At 37.6% G+C, this 18372-nt stretch carries 8 protein-coding genes; all 8 read left to right on the top strand.

From position 1 onward, the window contains the following. The first annotated feature begins 52 nt into the window (after positions 1-52). The 8 genes from DHW03_RS10440 (at position 53) to DHW03_RS10475 (ending at position 18371) form a co-directional block, all read left to right on the top strand. Complete coding sequence (locus DHW03_RS10440; protein WP_109925732.1) at positions 53-2548, top strand: M14 family metallopeptidase; 2496 nt, start codon at positions 53-55, stop codon at positions 2546-2548. A 675-nt stretch (positions 2549-3223) separates the two neighbouring features. Next, complete coding sequence (locus DHW03_RS10445; protein WP_109925733.1) at positions 3224-6373, top strand: SusC/RagA family TonB-linked outer membrane protein; 3150 nt, start codon at positions 3224-3226, stop codon at positions 6371-6373. A 21-nt stretch (positions 6374-6394) separates the two neighbouring features. Further along, on the top strand, positions 6395-7948 hold the full coding sequence (locus DHW03_RS10450) for a SusD/RagB family nutrient-binding outer membrane lipoprotein (protein ID WP_109925734.1): 1554 nt from the start codon (positions 6395-6397) through the stop codon (positions 7946-7948). A gap of 318 nt (positions 7949-8266) precedes the next feature. Further along, a complete protein-coding gene (locus tag DHW03_RS10455) occupies positions 8267-11395 on the top strand; it encodes a SusC/RagA family TonB-linked outer membrane protein (RefSeq protein ID WP_109925735.1) in 3129 nt (1042 codons plus the stop codon). Positions 11396-11412: 17 nt separating this feature from the next. Next, positions 11413-12888, top strand: coding sequence for a SusD/RagB family nutrient-binding outer membrane lipoprotein (locus DHW03_RS10460; protein ID WP_109925736.1), 1476 nt, complete (start codon positions 11413-11415; stop codon positions 12886-12888). Positions 12889-12896: 8 nt separating this feature from the next. Further along, positions 12897-13346, top strand: coding sequence for a hypothetical protein (locus DHW03_RS10465; RefSeq protein ID WP_109925737.1), 450 nt, complete (start codon positions 12897-12899; stop codon positions 13344-13346). A gap of 547 nt (positions 13347-13893) precedes the next feature. Next, on the top strand, positions 13894-16923 hold the full coding sequence (locus DHW03_RS10470) for a SusC/RagA family TonB-linked outer membrane protein (RefSeq protein ID WP_109925738.1): 3030 nt from the start codon (positions 13894-13896) through the stop codon (positions 16921-16923). An 8-nt stretch (positions 16924-16931) separates the two neighbouring features. After that, positions 16932-18371: a RagB/SusD family nutrient uptake outer membrane protein gene (locus DHW03_RS10475; RefSeq protein WP_109925739.1), complete on the top strand. Its 1440-nt coding sequence runs from the start codon at positions 16932-16934 to the stop codon at positions 18369-18371. Position 18372 lies beyond the last annotated feature (1 nt).

Genomic DNA, 18372 nt, shown 5'->3' on the forward strand with positions numbered 1-18372 from the left:
TTTCGTAACAACAAAAAACAAAATTAGTACATTAGTTGAAATTATTGTTTTTATGAAGAAAGGCCTTACGCTCTGTTTATTTTTACTTGGTTCGTTTTTGTTCGTTCATGCTCAGGTTAAATCACCCGATCAATTTCTTGGATACGAATTGGGAAGCCATTTTACACCACACTTTAAGGTGGCAGAATATTTTAAGCAAACGGCTTTAGCTTCTCCAAAAAACATCAAATTGATTGAATATGGCAAAACGAACGAAGGCAGGCCATTAATGGTGGCCATAGTTTCATCAACAGAAAATATAGCTAGGCTTGAGCAGGTTAGAACAAACAATTTGGCTTTAGCTACAGGCACAACAAACACGGTTGATTTGGTTACACAGCCTACCATTTTATGGTTGAGTTATAATGTTCATGGTAACGAAGCCAATTCAACTGAAACAGCCATGAAAATGCTTTATACCCTAGCCTCTGGTAACAATGCCAAAGCAAATGAGTGGTTGAAGAACACCGTAGTGGTTATTGATCCTTGTTTAAATCCAGATGGAAGAGATCGTTATGTTAATTTCTTTAACAGTGTGGTGGGCAAAACACCCAATTCAGATCCTTCATCAAGAGAACACATTGAGCCTTGGCCAGGTGGCAGACCGAACCACTACTATTTCGATTTAAATAGAGATTGGGCTTGGCAAACCCAAGTTGAAAGTCAGCAGAGGTTGGCACTCTACAACCAGTGGATGCCCCAGGTTCATGTAGATTTCCACGAACAAAGTTATAACGAACCATATTATTTTGCACCAGCAGCAGAGCCTGTGCATCAAGACATAACCCCTTGGCAAAAAAGTTTCCAAGTTGTGGTTGGAAAAAACAACGCAAAGTATTTTGATGCAGAGGGTTGGGGCTATTTTACAAAAGAGCGTTTCGATTTACTTTATCCTTCTTATGGTGATACATATCCTTTGTATAATGGCTCTATCGGGATGACCTATGAGCAGGGTGGAATTAGAGCAGGCTTATCGGTAGTTACCAATGATGGAGATACGCTAACGTTGAAAGACCGTATTGCACATCATTTTACAACAGGCATGTCAACAATTGAGGTGACCTCTTTAAATCACAACAAGCTCCTGGATGAATACAAAAAGTATTTCCAACAAGAATTAGTAACCTCACCAGGGGTGTATAAAAGCTACGTCATTAAAGCAACCAATTTGTCGAGGTTAAAAAAACTAGCAGAATTATTAATTAAAAACAAAATAGAATTTGCCTACGGGGGAGACAAAACGGGAAGAGGTTATGATTACGATACCCAAAAGGAAGATAATTTTACAGTTGGCAGAAACGATCTGATTGTGAACATATTTCAATCGAGAGCGGTGTTGGCTAATGTGCTCTTAGAACCTCAAACCTTTGTAACCGATTCTAATACTTACGACATAACCGCATGGGCACTACCTTATGTGTATGGATTAAAAGCTTATGCGAGTAAAGAAAGCTTTAAAGGGAAATATTCAACATTAGAAGAAAACAAAGTCACTTCTAACGACATTGATAAGCCATTAGCTTGGTTGTTTGGCTGGGGAAGCAGTGAAGACGTGCAGGTTTTAATTGCCCTGCAAAAGGAAAATCTGAAAGTGAGGCAGGCAGACCAACCTTTCTCGGTAAATGGTAAGGATTATCCAGCCGGAACGCTAATTATTTTGAGGGTGGAGAACGAAAAATCTATGAAAGACGTAAGAAACAAAATTGTAAGCATTGCAACGGCTTTAAACAAACCCATCCAAGCCGTTACAAGTGGTTTTGTAGAAAAGGGAAAAGATTTTGGCTCGAATGTGTACCCACTGTTGATGCAGCCAAAAATCGCAATTGTTTCTGGTAGTGAAGTTTCTTCTTTAGCTTTTGGAGAAGTGTGGTTTTACTTAGAACACGACTTAAATTTAACCCCAAGCATTATCAATACGCGAGACATTAATAATTTAGATTTTAACAAAATCAATACACTAATTCTGCCTGATGGAAGTTACAGTGCATTAATTGGCGATGGTTTAAGCGCCTGGTTAAATAAAGGCGGTAAGCTTATTTTAATGGAAGATGCCATCGAAGGTGTTTTAGAAAAGAAAGGCTTTGATATCAAAAAGAAAGAAGCAGTGGCTAAGAAAGATCAAAAACCTGAGCCGAGCAAGCTGCTTTTCAAAGATAAAGACAAAGATGATTACGAAACCACCATTCCTGGGGCTATTTATAAAATTAGTTTAGACCCTAGCCATCCATTTGCTTACGGATTAGGCAAATCCTACTACAGCTTAAAAACGGATCGCAAAATTTACGAGCCATTTGTTAAAGGTTGGAATGTTGGTTTGGTAAATGACAAGAGCTTGATGGCAGGTGTTGTGGGTAAAAAGGTTCGCGAGGAACTCAAATCTGGTTTGCTGATCGGTGTTCAGGATTTTGGCCGTGGTCAGGTTGTTTATTTGGCTAACGATCCGTTATTCAGAAATTTCTGGGAGGGCGGTAAAACTTTATTCGGAAACGCCATTTTTTGCAGCTATTAGTTTATTATTAAAATTTAATCGAGCTTGAAACCGAAAGGAGTGCTCCATAACCAAGGGCTATATTTTAACCCTATAAAAGGGGGGATATAGCCTTTGAAAAAAAAATTGTTTAAAACTTTGCAGTCTTATAGATAGACGGGAATCTCAATGCAAAAAGTTCCGTCTTCCTTTGTGCATCCCTATAATTAATCTTTTTAAACACATCTTATTCTAGAATGTGATTTTCTCGTCCAATCTCCAAAACGCAGCGCACAACTCAGGGCTCTAAGAAATTTAGTAGCCAATTTGCTCAGGGCATTTCTTGCCTTTCATGATGATTATCAGGCGCCTAATGCACTTAGGGCTACCATACTTTTATTGCAAAATGCTATAACTATAGATTTACTCAAACAAGAAATAGCCTACTCAAAAGCAACCTTTTAAGGTTTTGGGTCGTACAATCATTTACAAAATGTTCTTGAAGTGTATTACTTATTGGTAAGGTGATGAAGAAATTGAAGCGTTTTTATGTAGAAAAATTTACACGATAAAGACGTAGAATAATACTTGTTTCCACAAAAAAACTACAAAGTGTGTTATTTTTTCCACAATTTATCAAAATAAATTTGGTGGTGTTAACAACTAACTATAATTTAGCATATTATTAAAAATCATTAACTAACCTATTTTCAAATTATGAAAAAACTTCTACAAAGTTTGTTCATACTTATGTTTGTTGCTTTTACGGCAATGGCACAAGATCGAACAATCACCGGTACTGTTACATCATCAGAAGATAATCTTCCGATTCCAGGTGTAACAGTAAAAATTAAAGGTGCTACAGGTGGCGCAATTACAGGAGCAGATGGTAAATATTCCGTATCGGTTCCAGCTTCAGCTACAGCATTAGAATTTAGCTCTCTGGGCTTTACAACTCAAACAAGAACAATTGGATCATCAAATGTTATCAGTCTTTCATTAGCAACTGATGCTAAATTATTAAACGAAGTTGTAGTAACAGCAGTTGGTATCGAAAAAAGCAAAGCCTCTTTAGGTTATGCTGCAGACAATATCAAAAGCGCTGATTTAACAACGGGAAGACAAAGTAACTTAATCAACGGTATTACTGGTAAAACTCCGGGTGTTCAAATTGGTCGTTCAAGCGGTGGTGTAAATACTGCAACGCGTATTACAATGAGAGGAACAAGATCTTTACAGGGTGAAGGTCAACCTTTATTCGTAATTGATGGTATTCCAATCGATAACTCATCTACTCAACCTTCAAGCAGTTCTGCGAATCAGGTTGACGTTGGTAACCGTGTTGGTGATATCAACCCAGACGATATTGAGTCTGTTACAGTTTTAAAAGGCCCAAATGCTGCGGCATTATATGGTTCTCAAGGTAGAAATGGTGCGATTATCATTACCACTAAAACAGGTAAAGATGCTGCATTAAGAAACAAAAAACTAGAAATCAATGTGGTTTCATCTTTCAATTTAGATAATGTTCAAAAATTACCTGAATTGCAAAATGAATTTGGATCGGGTTACGAAAACGGTACTGGAAATCCAGCAATTTACGATGAGATTGAAAACACCAACTGGGGTCCGAGATTAGACGGTTCAATCGTTCAATCTGGTCCAACATTAGCTAATGGAAATAAATTATTCATTCCATATAGCGCTGTTCCAGATAACGCTAAAAATTTCTTCAATACAGGTACAAATATTCAAAACTCAGTATCGTTTTCGGGCGGTAATGAGAAAGGATCTTTTTACGCGTCGTTATCAGATAATGAAGTTAAAGGCGTGGTTCCAATGGATAAATTCAGAAGAAACACTTTCAAATTGTCAGGATCGACTAAATTGGCTAACAATGTTAACGTAAGCGCTAACATTTCTTATAACAAAAACTTAACCAATACCTCTTTCAGTGGTACTGGTAACGCAACAGTTATTAACGACGTTTTAAACGTAAGTCGTCAAATCAATTTAGAAAACTTTAAAGATTGGAGAAATTATGAGTTTGCAACAACTCAAGGTTTCTTTAACGGTTATCAACCAAACCCTTATTACGCATTAGAGAACAACAGATTTAACAGTAATCTTGACAGATTTTTAGGTAGCTTCCAAGTTACTTACGATCCGGCAAAATGGTTAAATGTAACTTATCGCTTAGGTACGGATTATACTTCAGATAGAAGAAAACAAACTTTTGAAAAAACAACTTTTGGATCAGGACAACGTCCAACTGCAACTCCGGGAGCAATCATTGAGGATGCGTTTTCAAATAGAATTATAAACTCTGATTTATTATTGACTTTCAAAAAAGACATCAACGAAGATTTCAATGCAACTTTAATCTTGTTAAATAACGTTCGTCAAAACGATAGCCGTAACTTAACCGCTTCTGCAAGTGCAATTTCAACACCTGGTTTCTTTAACTTATCTAACCGTGTTGGTGAGCTTGGTGGTGGTGAAAGTTCTTTCAAAAACAGAATTATCGGTTTTGCTGGAGATTTAACTGTTGGCTATAAAAACTATGTTTTCTTGAACGGTACATTAAGAAATGATATTTCTTCAACCCTACCAAAAGATAACAACTCTTATTTCTATCCATCAGCTAGTTTAAGTTTTATTGCAACTGAAGCAATTGATGCCTTGAAAAATAATGATGTACTTTCTTATGCTAAATTCAGAGCAAGTTATGCTAAAGTAGGTTCAGATGCTAATCCATACAACTTGGTTCCAACATTTGGAGCGGGCGCTGGTTTCCCATTTGGTTCTACTGCTGCTTTCACATTATCAAACACAACTCCTAATCCAAACTTAAAACCAGAGTTCACAACATCTTACGAATTTGGTACAGAGTTATCTTTCATTAAAGATAAATTAGGTTTAGACTTTACTTATTACAAAACTTCTACTGATGGACAGATTATCAATGTTGGTATTCCAGGTTCAACAGGTTTTACAGCTGCAACGGTTAACGCGGGTGTAGTTAGTAATAAAGGTGTTGAGGTATCTTTAAAAGGAAATCCTTTTAGAAATCGTGATGGTTTCTCTTGGAACTTCAGTGTGAGTTATACCCACAATAAAAACTTAGTAGAATCTTTATATAACGGTGCTCAACAACTTCCTTTAGGTGGTGGTGATCCAGTTCCGACAGCGATTGTTGGTCAGCCGATTTCTTTACTAGGTTCAGCTTACTTAAGAGATCCTAATGGTAATGTTGTGGTTGATGCAACTTCAGGTTATATCAGATTAGACCCAACGTTGAAAAACTTAGGTCAAGTAAGTCCAAAACATATTTTAGGATTTAACAATACTTTCTCTTATAAAGGTTTCAGCTTATCAACAACATTTGATTATAGATCAGGTAACGTAATCTATTCAGGAACTAAGAGTACCTTAACCTTTACGGGTTCTACGGAAGAAACTACCCAATATGGTAGAGAAAGATTTATCTGGCCAAATTCAGTAATTGAAACTTCACCAGGTGTTTACACGCCAAATACTACTGTTAGAACACGTAGTGGTAACTTCGATTTCTGGCATGGTAACTTTAATAGTTTTGCAGAATCTAACATCGTTGATGCTGCATTCTTAAAATTAAGAGATATCTCTTTCGGATATCAGGTTCCAGCTAAATATTTGAACAAAACGCCTTTTGGTAGAGCTAGTTTATCAGTTAATGGTGCTAACATCTTATTATGGACACCAAAATCTAATAAATATATTGATCCAGAGGCAAGTATTTTCGGAACTAACAATTCTCAAGGTAGAGAGTTTACCAGTATCCCATCTACTAGAACATTTGGTATAACATTAAATGCTACTTTTTAGTATTTATAAATAATCAGACATATGAAAATTAAAAATATCATAAAGGGAATAGCACTCGTTTCGCTTACAATAGCGGCAACAGGCTGTGAGAAGAATTTTTTGGATATTAATCAGAATCCGAATACCCCTACAACAACAACCCCAGAGCTTGTTTTACCTGCAGCCTTGGCCAATACGGGTTCAAACGTTAATAATAGTTTGAATGTTCTTGGGAATTTGTTAACAGGAAACTGGGGTCAATCACCAGATTTCTTGTTCTATCAACCACAAGAAACTTATCAGTTAACCCCTAATACTTACGATGCAGTTTGGACATCATTGTATGCAGGTGGCTTAAATGACTATAAGTATGTAGAACAACAAGCTACGGCTTCAGGTAAGAAAAATGCATTAGCGATTGCTAAAATTATGCAAGCTTATAATTTCCAGTTACTTGTAGATACTTGGGGCGACGTTCCTTTTACCGATGCGCTTAAAGGTACAACCGTTGTTGCGCCTAAGTTTGATAAAGCTGAAGATGTTTATGATGGTATTCTTACCTTAATTAATGATGGAATAGCCAATATAAATGTAACAGCAACAGGTGATAACCCATCTGCTGCGAGTGATATCGTTTTCGGAAGTGGAAGCATTACAGGATCTCCAGCTACCCCAATGGGTAAATGGTTAAGATTTGCCAATACTTTAAAACTTCGTGTTTTATTGAGACAGTCTTTAATCCCGTCTCGTGCTGCTAAGGTTACAGCTGGATTTGCTACTTTGGCTGGACAAACTTTCTTGGGTGCCGGCGAAAATGCGGGTGTAAATCCAGGTTATCTCAACCAAGCAGGTAAATTTAACCCTTTATATGGTCAGATTGGGTTTAGTGTTACCGGTGCTGAAACCTCTAATTATCAAGCTACAAGAGCAAATAAATATGCAGTAGATTTTCTAATTGCTGCTGCAGATCCTAGAATTGGCTTAATCTACAGACCAGCTGTAGCTCCGATTCCTGCTACACAAACTTACACTGGTGTTTATCCAGGAACAACTGCTACGCCAACATCTAAAAAGGATAACTATTCTGCGGTTGGAGCTGGTGTTTTACCATCTAGTGCAAGTAATGGTTTTGCTAAACCGGCTTATTTGTTAACCGCTTCCGAAGGTTACTTCTTACAAGCTGAAGCAATTTTAAAAGGATATCTTCCTGGTGGCGCAACTGCTGCACAAGCAGCTTACCAAGCTGGTATTGATGAGTCGTTTAAGTTGTTAGGTTCAACTGCTGCTGCAGCGAACGCATATTATACAGCATCAACTTCTCCATTGGTAAACTGGACTTTAGCTACTACTGCAGGTCGTCAGTTTGAAGCAATTATTACTCAAAAATGGATTGCAAACAATGGTTTCAATGGTAATGAGGCATGGGCTGAATACCGTAGAACAGGTTTCCCTACAAATATTCCAGTTGGTTTGAATAATGTGAGTGGTGGTAAATTACCATTACGCTTACCTTATCCACAAAACGAATTGGCAAGTAATGGTGGAAATGTTCCAGTGATTAATATTTTCAACAATAAAATTTTCTGGGAGAAATAGTCCTAGTATAATTTGCTTAAAAGCCGATTTCTTAAAAGGAAATCGGCTTTTTTTATGGCTCAACCTCTCCTAACTTTTTGGATGTCCATGCCAAACTTATGGTAGAGCAATATTTGAAGTAATTGTAATTGCTTTGTAATCTTAAAATGGCTTTCTGCCATCCAAATCCTTTGAACAACAACCTCTGGTTGTGTTTATTGGCGATTTTAAGTTTATTTTATCGAAATAATTGTGTATTGTTTTTTGTTTGTAAAATTTGCATTACACTATACTTAATGTTATATTAGGGTATTATTAACTAAACTAAACTTAATTTTTATGAAAAAACTTCTACAAAGTTTGTTCATATTGCTGTTTATTGCGGGCTCTGCAATGGCGCAAGACAGAACAATAACTGGTACAGTTACGGGCAAGGATGACGGATTACCTCTCCCTGGTGTAAGTGTAAAAATCAAAGGAGCCACCGGTGGAACCACAACCGGAGCAGATGGTAAGTACTCAATTAGGATTTCAAGCAATGCTACATCGCTGGAATTTTCTTCGGTTGGGTACACGTCCATAACAAAAAATATTAGTTCATCGAGCGTAGTAAATGTCGCTTTGGAAACAGATTCCAAGTCTCTTACAGAAGTGATCGTCACGGCATTGGGACAAAAGAGGGAAACCAAATCTTTGGGGTATGGTGTAACAACTGTCAAAAATAGTGAATTGACAGCTGGACGCTCATCCAATGTTGTAAATGCGCTTGCGGGCAAAGTGGCTGGTGTTAAAATTTTATCCTCTGGTGGCGCTACTGGCTCGTCAGCCAATATCAATATTCGGCAGGCGACAACCTTTACCGGCTCTAATCAACCATTATGGGTAGTCGATGGAATTCCGATCGATAACGGAGGTGGAAGCCAAAGTGTTAATACAGGTAGTACCAATTCTAATAGAGGTATAGATTTGAATCAAGACGATATTGAGTCTGTAACGATTTTAAAAGGGCCTGCCGCTGCTGTTTTGTATGGATCAAGAGCTGTGGCTGGGGCGGTGATTGTTACAACAAAAAAAGGTAGCAAAGGCCAAACAGGTAAGGTTGAGCTAAGTAGTAATTATAACTATTTAGAGGTTAATCGTTTGCCAAGTTATCAGAATGAATATTCACAGGGCACAAATGGATTGTATGATTCCTTTTCTCAAATGTCTTGGGGAGCTAAAATAGCTGGTCAAACTGTTACTAACTATCTCGGTAACGCTGAGACTCTTACTGCATATCCAGATAATGTTAAGGATATCTTTAAAGGAGGATATAATTTACAAAACAATGTTTCTTTTTCTGGTGGTACCGATAAAACTGCTTACTATTTCAACTATGGAAATTTCAAGGAAAATGGATATCTTGAAAATAACACATTGGCTAAAAATAATTTTACTGTAAATGCAAGCACAGAATTAAGTAAAAAACTCACGCTGAGTGCCTCTGTTCAGTATATTAGAAATAACTCTGTGGGCACGCCTACGGGTAACCAAAGATCTAATCCCTTATTCGACGGAATGACTTTACCTCGAACGTATAATTTGGATAACTATCCATTTGAAACTGTTTCGGGCTTAAATAATATACCTACAAGTCGTGTCAATAATTCAGGTTATACATATTATAACATTCTTGGAACAGACAACCCTTTATGGTCCATAAAATACGTTCTTTTTAAGCAAAAAATAGATCGGGTAATTGGTAACGCTGGTCTTGACTATAAAATAGCCGATTGGTTGAGCGCCAATTATAAGATTGGTATTGATCAATACACCAATGTGTCTAAAACAATTAATGAAAAATCTGCTAACAACAATCAATCTGCTAGTAGAACAGGATCAATTATCGATAATACTACAAATAGAAGGGAAGTCAGTTCATACTTCAATTTGGTTGCAAACAAAAAGTTCTTAAAAGATTTCGGTGCGAGGTTTCTATTGGGTAATGAAATAAATTACAGAAGATTAGATGAATTGCAGGTTACAGGTAATGGCATCCAGGTTGCACATAATTATAATATTTCTAATACATTAACTTATGTTCCCGCTCAGGCAGTTACGGAGCAAAGCTTAGTTGGTGTTTACGCAGATCTTAGTCTAGACTATAAATCGTTTGCTTACCTTTCTTTCACCGGGCGTAGAGATGTATCGTCCACCTTTGCTCCCGATAAGAGAAGCTATTTTTATCCTAAAGTTGATGCAACTTTCATCGTAACGGAGGCTTTTCCTCAATTGAAGCAAAACGACATAGTGAACTACTTGAAAATTAGGGCTAATTATGCTAAAGTAGGTAGAGAAGCGCCGGTTTACAGCACAGGTACTTACTATAATACGGTTAATCCTTCGGATGGTTTTGGTCCAAATTTAATTTTTCCTTTTAACGGTGTTAATGGGCAAACTTATGCTAATGCTGCAGGTAATATTAACATTAAGCCAGAGTTTACTGCCTCAAAGGAAATTGGTATAGAAGGTAGGTTCTTGAAAGATCGATTGAGTATTGATATTGCTTATTATAGTACCAAAAGTACTGATATCATATTTTCAGTTCCAAGTGCACCATCATCTGGTTATACAAGCACTTTGCTAAATGCAGGAACACTAAAGGCACATGGAATTGAGTTATTAGTTAGTGGAGTACCATTGAAAACCAGAGACTTTATTTGGGATTTATCGGTAAACTTTACGAAAGGAAGAAATGAGGTTGTAGAGTTAGCGCCAGGTGTTCCATTTATTGGAAATGGTGGTTTCACAAATCCTCAAGGGCGAATTGTAACTGGCTATCAGTATGGTACCTTGTTTGGTCAGGTATTTAAAAAGCTTAATGGCAAGGACGTTGTAGATGCAAATGGCAGATTAAGCTCGGGTCAGATCAACACGGCTGAGCTTCAGCCGATCGGAGATCCTAATCCAAAATGGACTGGTGGAGTAAATTCGACTTTCACATACAAAGGTTTGTCTTTGAGCTTATTTGCCGATGTTCGTTATGGCGGTGACATTTATTCCAGAACAATCACCGATTTGCGAAGATACGGAGTTGCTGCCGAGACAGCCGACAGAAATAGACTATATATTCACAATGCTGTTTATGCAGATGGCACCGCAAATAATACATTGATCACTGCGGAGCAATATTATAGTGATTTATACTCGTCAGCGGCACAAGAATACGCTGTTTTTGATGGGTCTTGGATCAGATTGAGAGAAGCGACATTGTCTTACAGAATTCCTAATAATTTATTGTCCAAGCTTAAATTTGTAAAGGGAATTAGTGTTGGCTTGACAGGTAGAAATCTCTTGATGTATGCACCTAACTTTCCGCACATTGATCCAGAAAATAACCTCTTAGGTGTTAGCAATGGGCAGGGAATTGAGTACAATGGCCAGCCTCAAACAAGAACCTACGGTGGGTTTTTGAAATTAACATTTTAGTAGTAGGAGATATAGACATGAAAATTAATATAAAAGAAATAGTTCTCGGAGTTGCATTAATTATTATAGGGCTCAGCTCGTGCAAGAAATTCGTCGACATTAATGATAACCCTACTAGGTTAAAAGATCCAGATGCAAGCTTAATTTTGCCCTCCGCTCAAGGGAACCTGGGTTTCACTATGGGGTCTGACATTCATCGTTTTACCTCTTTATGGGTTCAGCAGTTTGCCGCTCAGGGGGGTGGCGCTGCACAGCCAACTCAATATGATAAGTATGCGGTAGGTGAAGGCGACATAAATAACACCTGGGCTTCAACCTTCGCCGGAACATTGACAGACCTACAGAAGGTAATTGTAAAAACTAAAGCAACAAGTCCAAAGTATGCCGGCGTTGCAGAAATTTTGAAAGCATATGTATATCAAACTCATGTAGATGCTTATGGAGATCTTCCATACTCAGAGGCAATAAGTTATGAAACAAACCTGAAGCCTACGTTTGATGGATCTTCATCTATATACGATAATGTATTAAACCTAATCGACGAGGGCATTGCAGATATCAAAAAAGCATCGCTACTCACGCCTTCAAGTGATGATTTGTATTACGGAGGAGATATGGATAAATGGGAGCGTTTTGGTAATGCATTGAAATTAAGAATGTACATTCATTATTTCTCTACCAATGCAACGGTTGCTGATGTAGCTAAGGGGAAGGCAGGAATCCTAGCGGTTCTGGCTACCAATAAGTTATTAAGAGCAAACAGTGATAATTTTCAAATGCGATTTTTAACTTCTGCGAATCAAACCAATCCAATTCATCAGTTCGAAGGATCAAGGCCCAATCAGTTTTTCCCAAGTAAAACGTTAGTTGACATCATGAATAGCAAAAATGATAGCAGGAGAAATTCATTTTTCACTTTACAAGGCGGTGTTTATGTTGGAGCCACAAATGGTATCGGTGATGTAACCATTAGTACGGCATTCTCTCGCATGAGTACATATTTAAGAGGGAGGCTCTCGTCAGGTGCCTATTCTGGTGAAGCTCCTATTAGAATGTTAACTTTTGCCGAACAGAATCAAATATTGGCAGAATATTATGCTAGGACAAATGGTGGGAACGATTTAGTGACCGCAGATATTTATTTCAAAGCAGGGATTACTGCTTCATTCGCTGCTGCGGCAGAGTTTTCAGACGCAACAGAAGCATTAGCCGTGTCAAGTGGTTTGGCCTCATACTTGGCATCAGCCAATGGAACAGTTACTACTGGAAATGCACTTCAAAAAATTATTGAAGAAAAATTTGTGTCAAATTATGGTGTAGCAATCGAGCCATGGTCTGATTGGAGAAGAACAGGTTATCCAGCAATATCTCCTGTAACTCCAGCCACGGCTATTCCACGTATATTGCCATACTCATTTAATGAAAGAAGCTATAATCCTAATACACCAGCCCGACCATCAGTATTTGTAAAATCTGTATTCTGGGATAAATAATCATAACCATGAAAAGAATTTTAATCATATTATTTGCATCAGTACTAAGCTTAGCCTCATGCAAAAAAGATCCAAAACAGCCAGAAACTCTTGATGCGCCCGCCACAATCATTTTTGACGGTTATGCAAGCACAACAAGTGGCACGTACTCAACTTATGCTGCATCTACACCAACAGTCAAAGGCACAGGATCCGTTAACATTGTCCTTACATACACGGGAGATGTGAGGACACTCACATTTACTACACTAACGGGTAGTGTCGTAAACACCCTGGGAACGGCTAATGTAAGTGGGGGAAGTTATACTTTTACTAGATTGGTGAAAGATTTGAGGGGGGCTACCGATGCACCGCTCCCCACCTCTGGTACAAGCGGATCAGTTGTTTTAACAGTTTCCGCTACTTTAGGTGATGGGCAAGTGTTAAAGCGATTTTTTACGATAAACATCACAGGATAGTTAAAAAAAGGCTGAGAATTTTCTCAGCCTTTTTTTATTCAGAGTTGTCAAGTCCGGAAATGGCAATACAGAAAAATAATGTCATTAATTCAAAAAAAATAAATCAGCTAATAATTATAGCTCAAGTCAATCCTTAAAGTTTTATCTATAAAATTTGCCAATAAAGCCCACGTTTATCTAAAACGTCAAGGTTCTGCTAAATATTTAACCAATTAATCAAAATATTAAACTCGGTTAGCTTTTTATGCGAGTGATACTTGGTGTATTTGCGTCAATCCCCATCAACTTATTCTTTAGTTTGAATTATTGCTGGATTTGCTCCCATCCTTTACTTTAATTAGCTCTTTTAACAAAAATAACAGTAGTCAAGAGAGTAAAACTATTAATTTAGTTGATTTTAACAAGCTGTTTTATCAAAAAACTATAATAATTTTTACACTATCTATATTTTTTGATCATTTTTTGTTCAAGTAAATTTGTATTTCATAAAATTAACAGTAGTTTAGTGACTAGATAATTAAATCAACCCTAACTAAACTAAATTTTTATGAAAAAACTTCTACAAAGTTTGTTCATTCTGGTGTTTTTTGCGTTCGGCGCAATGGCTCAAGAAAGAACAATTACTGGTACAGTTACATCCCAAGAAGATGGCCTCCCGGTACCCGGTGCAACTGTAAGGGTAAAGGAAATCCCCAACCTAGGAACCCAAACCGGAGCAAACGGAAAATTCTCTCTCCGTGTTCCAGCAAATGCAAAAACCTTAGTAATCACCTTCTTAAGTTACGAAACAAAAGAATTTGCGATTCCGAGTAACAACGTTTTAAATGCTGTTTTAAGCTCAGATTCTAGATCTTTAAATGAAGTTGTGGTTACCGGTTACGGTACCCAATCTAAAAAAGAACTTACAGGTGCAGTTTCTAGTATCACTGGAGAAAAAATCCAAAATTTGCCAGTACAAACTTTCGATAAAGCAATGCAAGGTCGTGCGGCAGGTGTGCAAGTAACTACCAATAGTGGACAACCAGGTTCTGGAATCTCTGTCCGCGTAAGGGGTGTAGGTACAATCAATGGTAGTGCAGAACCACTTTACATTATTGATGGTGTTCAAGTTAACGCAGGTGGTCTATCTACGGCAACAACTCAGAACGTATTGGGCGCAATTAACCCTAACGACATCGAGTCTATTCAGATTTTGAAAGATGCGGCAACCGCAGGTATCTACGGATCGCAAGCAGCCAATGGTGTTGTAGTTGTTACTACAAAACGTGGTAAACAAGGCAAAACAGCTGTTAAACTTTCGGTTCAACAAGGGGTAAACTCTCAAATTAATCCTTACGAACTATTGAATTCTCAACAATATTATGAATTGAGAAGAGAAGCAGTAGTAAATAGAGCATTACGCTTAGGAAACCCTGTTGCAACAGCGGTAACCAATTTTAACACCGCATCATTTGGATCGGCAACAGTTGATCCTACAGCTTTAACCACAACAGATTGGTATAACGAAGTTTTCCGCGATGCAAATTTCGGAGAATATAACCTTTCTTTTAGTGGTGGTAATGAAAAAACAAAATTCTTCATCTCTACAAACTTTAACAATACAGACGGGGTAGCTATTGCTTCAGACTATAAAAAAGGTGGAATTAGAGGTAATATCGACAATCAAATCAGCGATAAGCTTTCATTGGAAGCAAACCTAAGCTTAACCTATACCAAATCTGGTGGGCCAAGCACTAACGCTGGATTTTTTACCAATACCCCTTTTACAGGTGCATTGTACATCCCGCCTTACAACACGGTTTACTTACCTGATGGAAGTTATCGTAATGGTGCAAACTTACGTAATGCACAAAACGTAAACATCATTCAGCATTTGAATGAGGAATTGAGAAGTACAAAATCTATACAATCCATTAGTAATGTGGCCTTAAACTATAAACCAATACCAGGTTTAACATTAAGAGCCTTTGGAGGTATTGATTTTGCAGATGCGGCCAATTATAACTATAGACCGACTACAATTCCTATTTATGCACCAACAGGAGGATCTGGAAGTGAGAACTCGTTAAGAAATTTCAACTTCAATACAAGTGCAACAGCTTCGTATGCTAAATCTATCAATAACGATCACAACTTCTCTGTATTAGGTGGATTTGAATATAGATCAGCTACACAAGAGCAATTAGGTGCTTCGGCACAAGGTTTTCCAAGTCCGTTGTTTGTTTTGATTAGCAGTGCTTCTACTCCACTTACAACAACTTCAACCTTTACTCAGTACAAAATTGCCAGTTTAATCGGAAGCTTGAAATACGATTATAAGAGCAAGTACCTGTTTTCAGGTAGCTTACGTTATGACGGATCATCAAGATTTGGTAACGATTACAAATTCGGATTATTCGGTGGTGTATCAGGTGGATGGAGAATTTCTCAAGAAGAATTCTTGAAAGATTCAAAAATCGTTAGCGAACTAAAACTTAGGGGAAGTTTTGGAGTTGTAGGTACGCAACCAACTACCGATTTCGGTGCATTAGCCCTTTATGGTTCACCAGGCTCAACAGGTGCTTACAATGGTGGTGGTAGTATCCGCCCAACACAGTTGGCAAACCCAGAGTTAACTTGGGAGCAAACACAACAAACAGGTATTGGATTGGATTTCGGATTCTTAAACAATAGAATTACTGGTGCAATCGATATCTATAAGAAAAAAACTACTAAACTATTATTAGATAGAGCTTTACCAAGTAACAGCGGTTTCACCTCTATTAGAGAAAATGGTGGTAGATTAGATGGAAAGGGCTTAGATTTCGAGTTAACTACCGTGAATTTAGACTTGCCAAATGGTTTCAAATGGACCACAACGTTTAACATCGCTTTCTTCAAAAACAAACTTATCGAGCTTAACAACGGTGCTACAAGAATTGGAAACACTCAAATCGTAGGTTATCCAACAAACATCTTATATACATTCAAATATGCTGGTGTTAACCCTGCTGATGGTAGACCAATGTATTATGATAAGAATGAAAACTTAACTTACGTACCTGTTGCAGGTGTTAATGCTGATGATAGAATTATCGGTTACGGAAATCCAAAATCATTTGGTGGTTTCGGTAACACATTCTCTTTCAAAGGATTTAGCTTAGATGTGTTGTTCCAGTATCAGTACGGAAACTCAAGTTACCTACAAACAGCACAAATACTTGAGGCATCTGGTATGTCAATCGAAAACCAAGTGACTAGTCAATTGGGTAGATGGACAGTTCCAGGTCAAATTACAAGTGTTCCAAGAGCTTATGATGGTTATACTGAACCAGGTGGTTATGATCCAACGAACTTATCTTCTAGATATATTCAAGAAGCATCATACATTCGCTTGAAGCAAGTTAACTTAAGCTATAGATTACCAAGTTCTTTAGTTTCCAAAATTGGATTACAAGGTGTTAACGTGTTTTTACAAGGCCTAAATCTTGCAACAATTACGAACTACAGAGGAGAAGATCCTGAGAATACAGGAAACAATTTAAATGGTTACCCTCAACCAAAAACTATTTCTGGTGGTATAACGATTGATTTATAAGGATTAACATGAAAAGGAAATTATTAATATTTAGTATATCGCTAGGCTTATTTTTAAGCTCATGCGAAAAAATGGTCCAGGTTGAACCAAAGAACTCCGTATCGGCAAACGTTGCATTAGGAACGATATCTGGATACGAATCGCTCCTAAATTCTGCTTATGTAAGATTTATAGCCTTTACCTATTATGGAAGAGATTTTGTATTGCTTCCAGATGTAATGTCTGATAACTTATATACCGAATTGAGCGTTGCCAACGGTAGGTATATTTCTCAAAACAGTAATCAAATTAACGCACACATGAACTTGTGGACAAACAGTTATCTGATTATTAACGAGGTGAATACCATTCTTGATAACATCGACAAATTAACAGACCCTAGGGTGAGTCAAATTAAAGCCGAAGCTTATTCTTTAAGAGCATTAGCTTACTTTGATTTGGCACGTGTTTATGGCTATGAGCCTGTAAATGTGGCTACTGCCGGAGCAGGATTTGACAAAAGTGTGCCTTTGAGATTAAAATCAACAGCAGTTGTTGCTGATGCTGCTCAATCGCCAAGAGCAACGGTTACTGAGGTATATAAATCTATCGAAGCAGATTTAAGATCAGCCATTGCTTTATTTGGATCTGGCGCAAGTGCTTCTAGATATAGATTTAACAAAGGTGCTGCTTATGGCTTGTTGGGTAAAGTATATATTTATTCTGGAAGATGGGCAGAAGCAGTAACTGAATTGGATAATGCAATGAGCACAACCAATACAGGTGCTAGGTTAGCTGCTGCGGGCAACTATGTTGCGGCATTTAAAGCGACTCCAAATACAGAATCGTTATTAGAATTTGTAATTAGTCCTACTGCTCAATTATCTGGTGTAGTTGGGGGTAACGACTCTATGTATTCTTATACGCACCCGAATGGTTATAATGCAATTTCTACTTTCGGTGGACAAACAGCATCAGATGAATTATTCGCCCTATTTAATGCTGGCGATGATCGTTTGAATATGTTTTTCAAATTCGGTGGTACATCTGCTAGTCCAGCGCCTTTATTTAACTGGGTTGACAAATACTCTGCTGCACTTGGTGTTTACACCGATAATGCTAAAGTAATCAGATTTTCAGACTTATTGCTTTTGAAAGCTGAAGCACTTGCAGAACAAACTCAGTATGCAGCAGCGGCAGCAATTGTTACTCAATTACGTGCCAACAGAAATGCAACTGGTGTTACTGTCCCTACCGACATCAACATCAAAGAATTCATCCAAACTGAAAGAAGAAGAGAATTATTTTTTGAAGGACAACGTTGGTTTGATTTAAAACGTAGAGCAGTGGGTATTTCTAAACCAGCTAAAACTGGTGTTGCAACACTTGCACCTACAGATTTTAGATTGCTTGCACCAATTCCTAATGCTGAGGTATTGTTAGGTATTCAAAAAAACCCAGGTTATTAAC

The sequence above is a fragment of the Pedobacter yonginensis genome (genome assembly GCF_003173595.1).
Lineage (GTDB): Bacteria > Bacteroidota > Bacteroidia > Sphingobacteriales > Sphingobacteriaceae > Pedobacter > Pedobacter yonginense.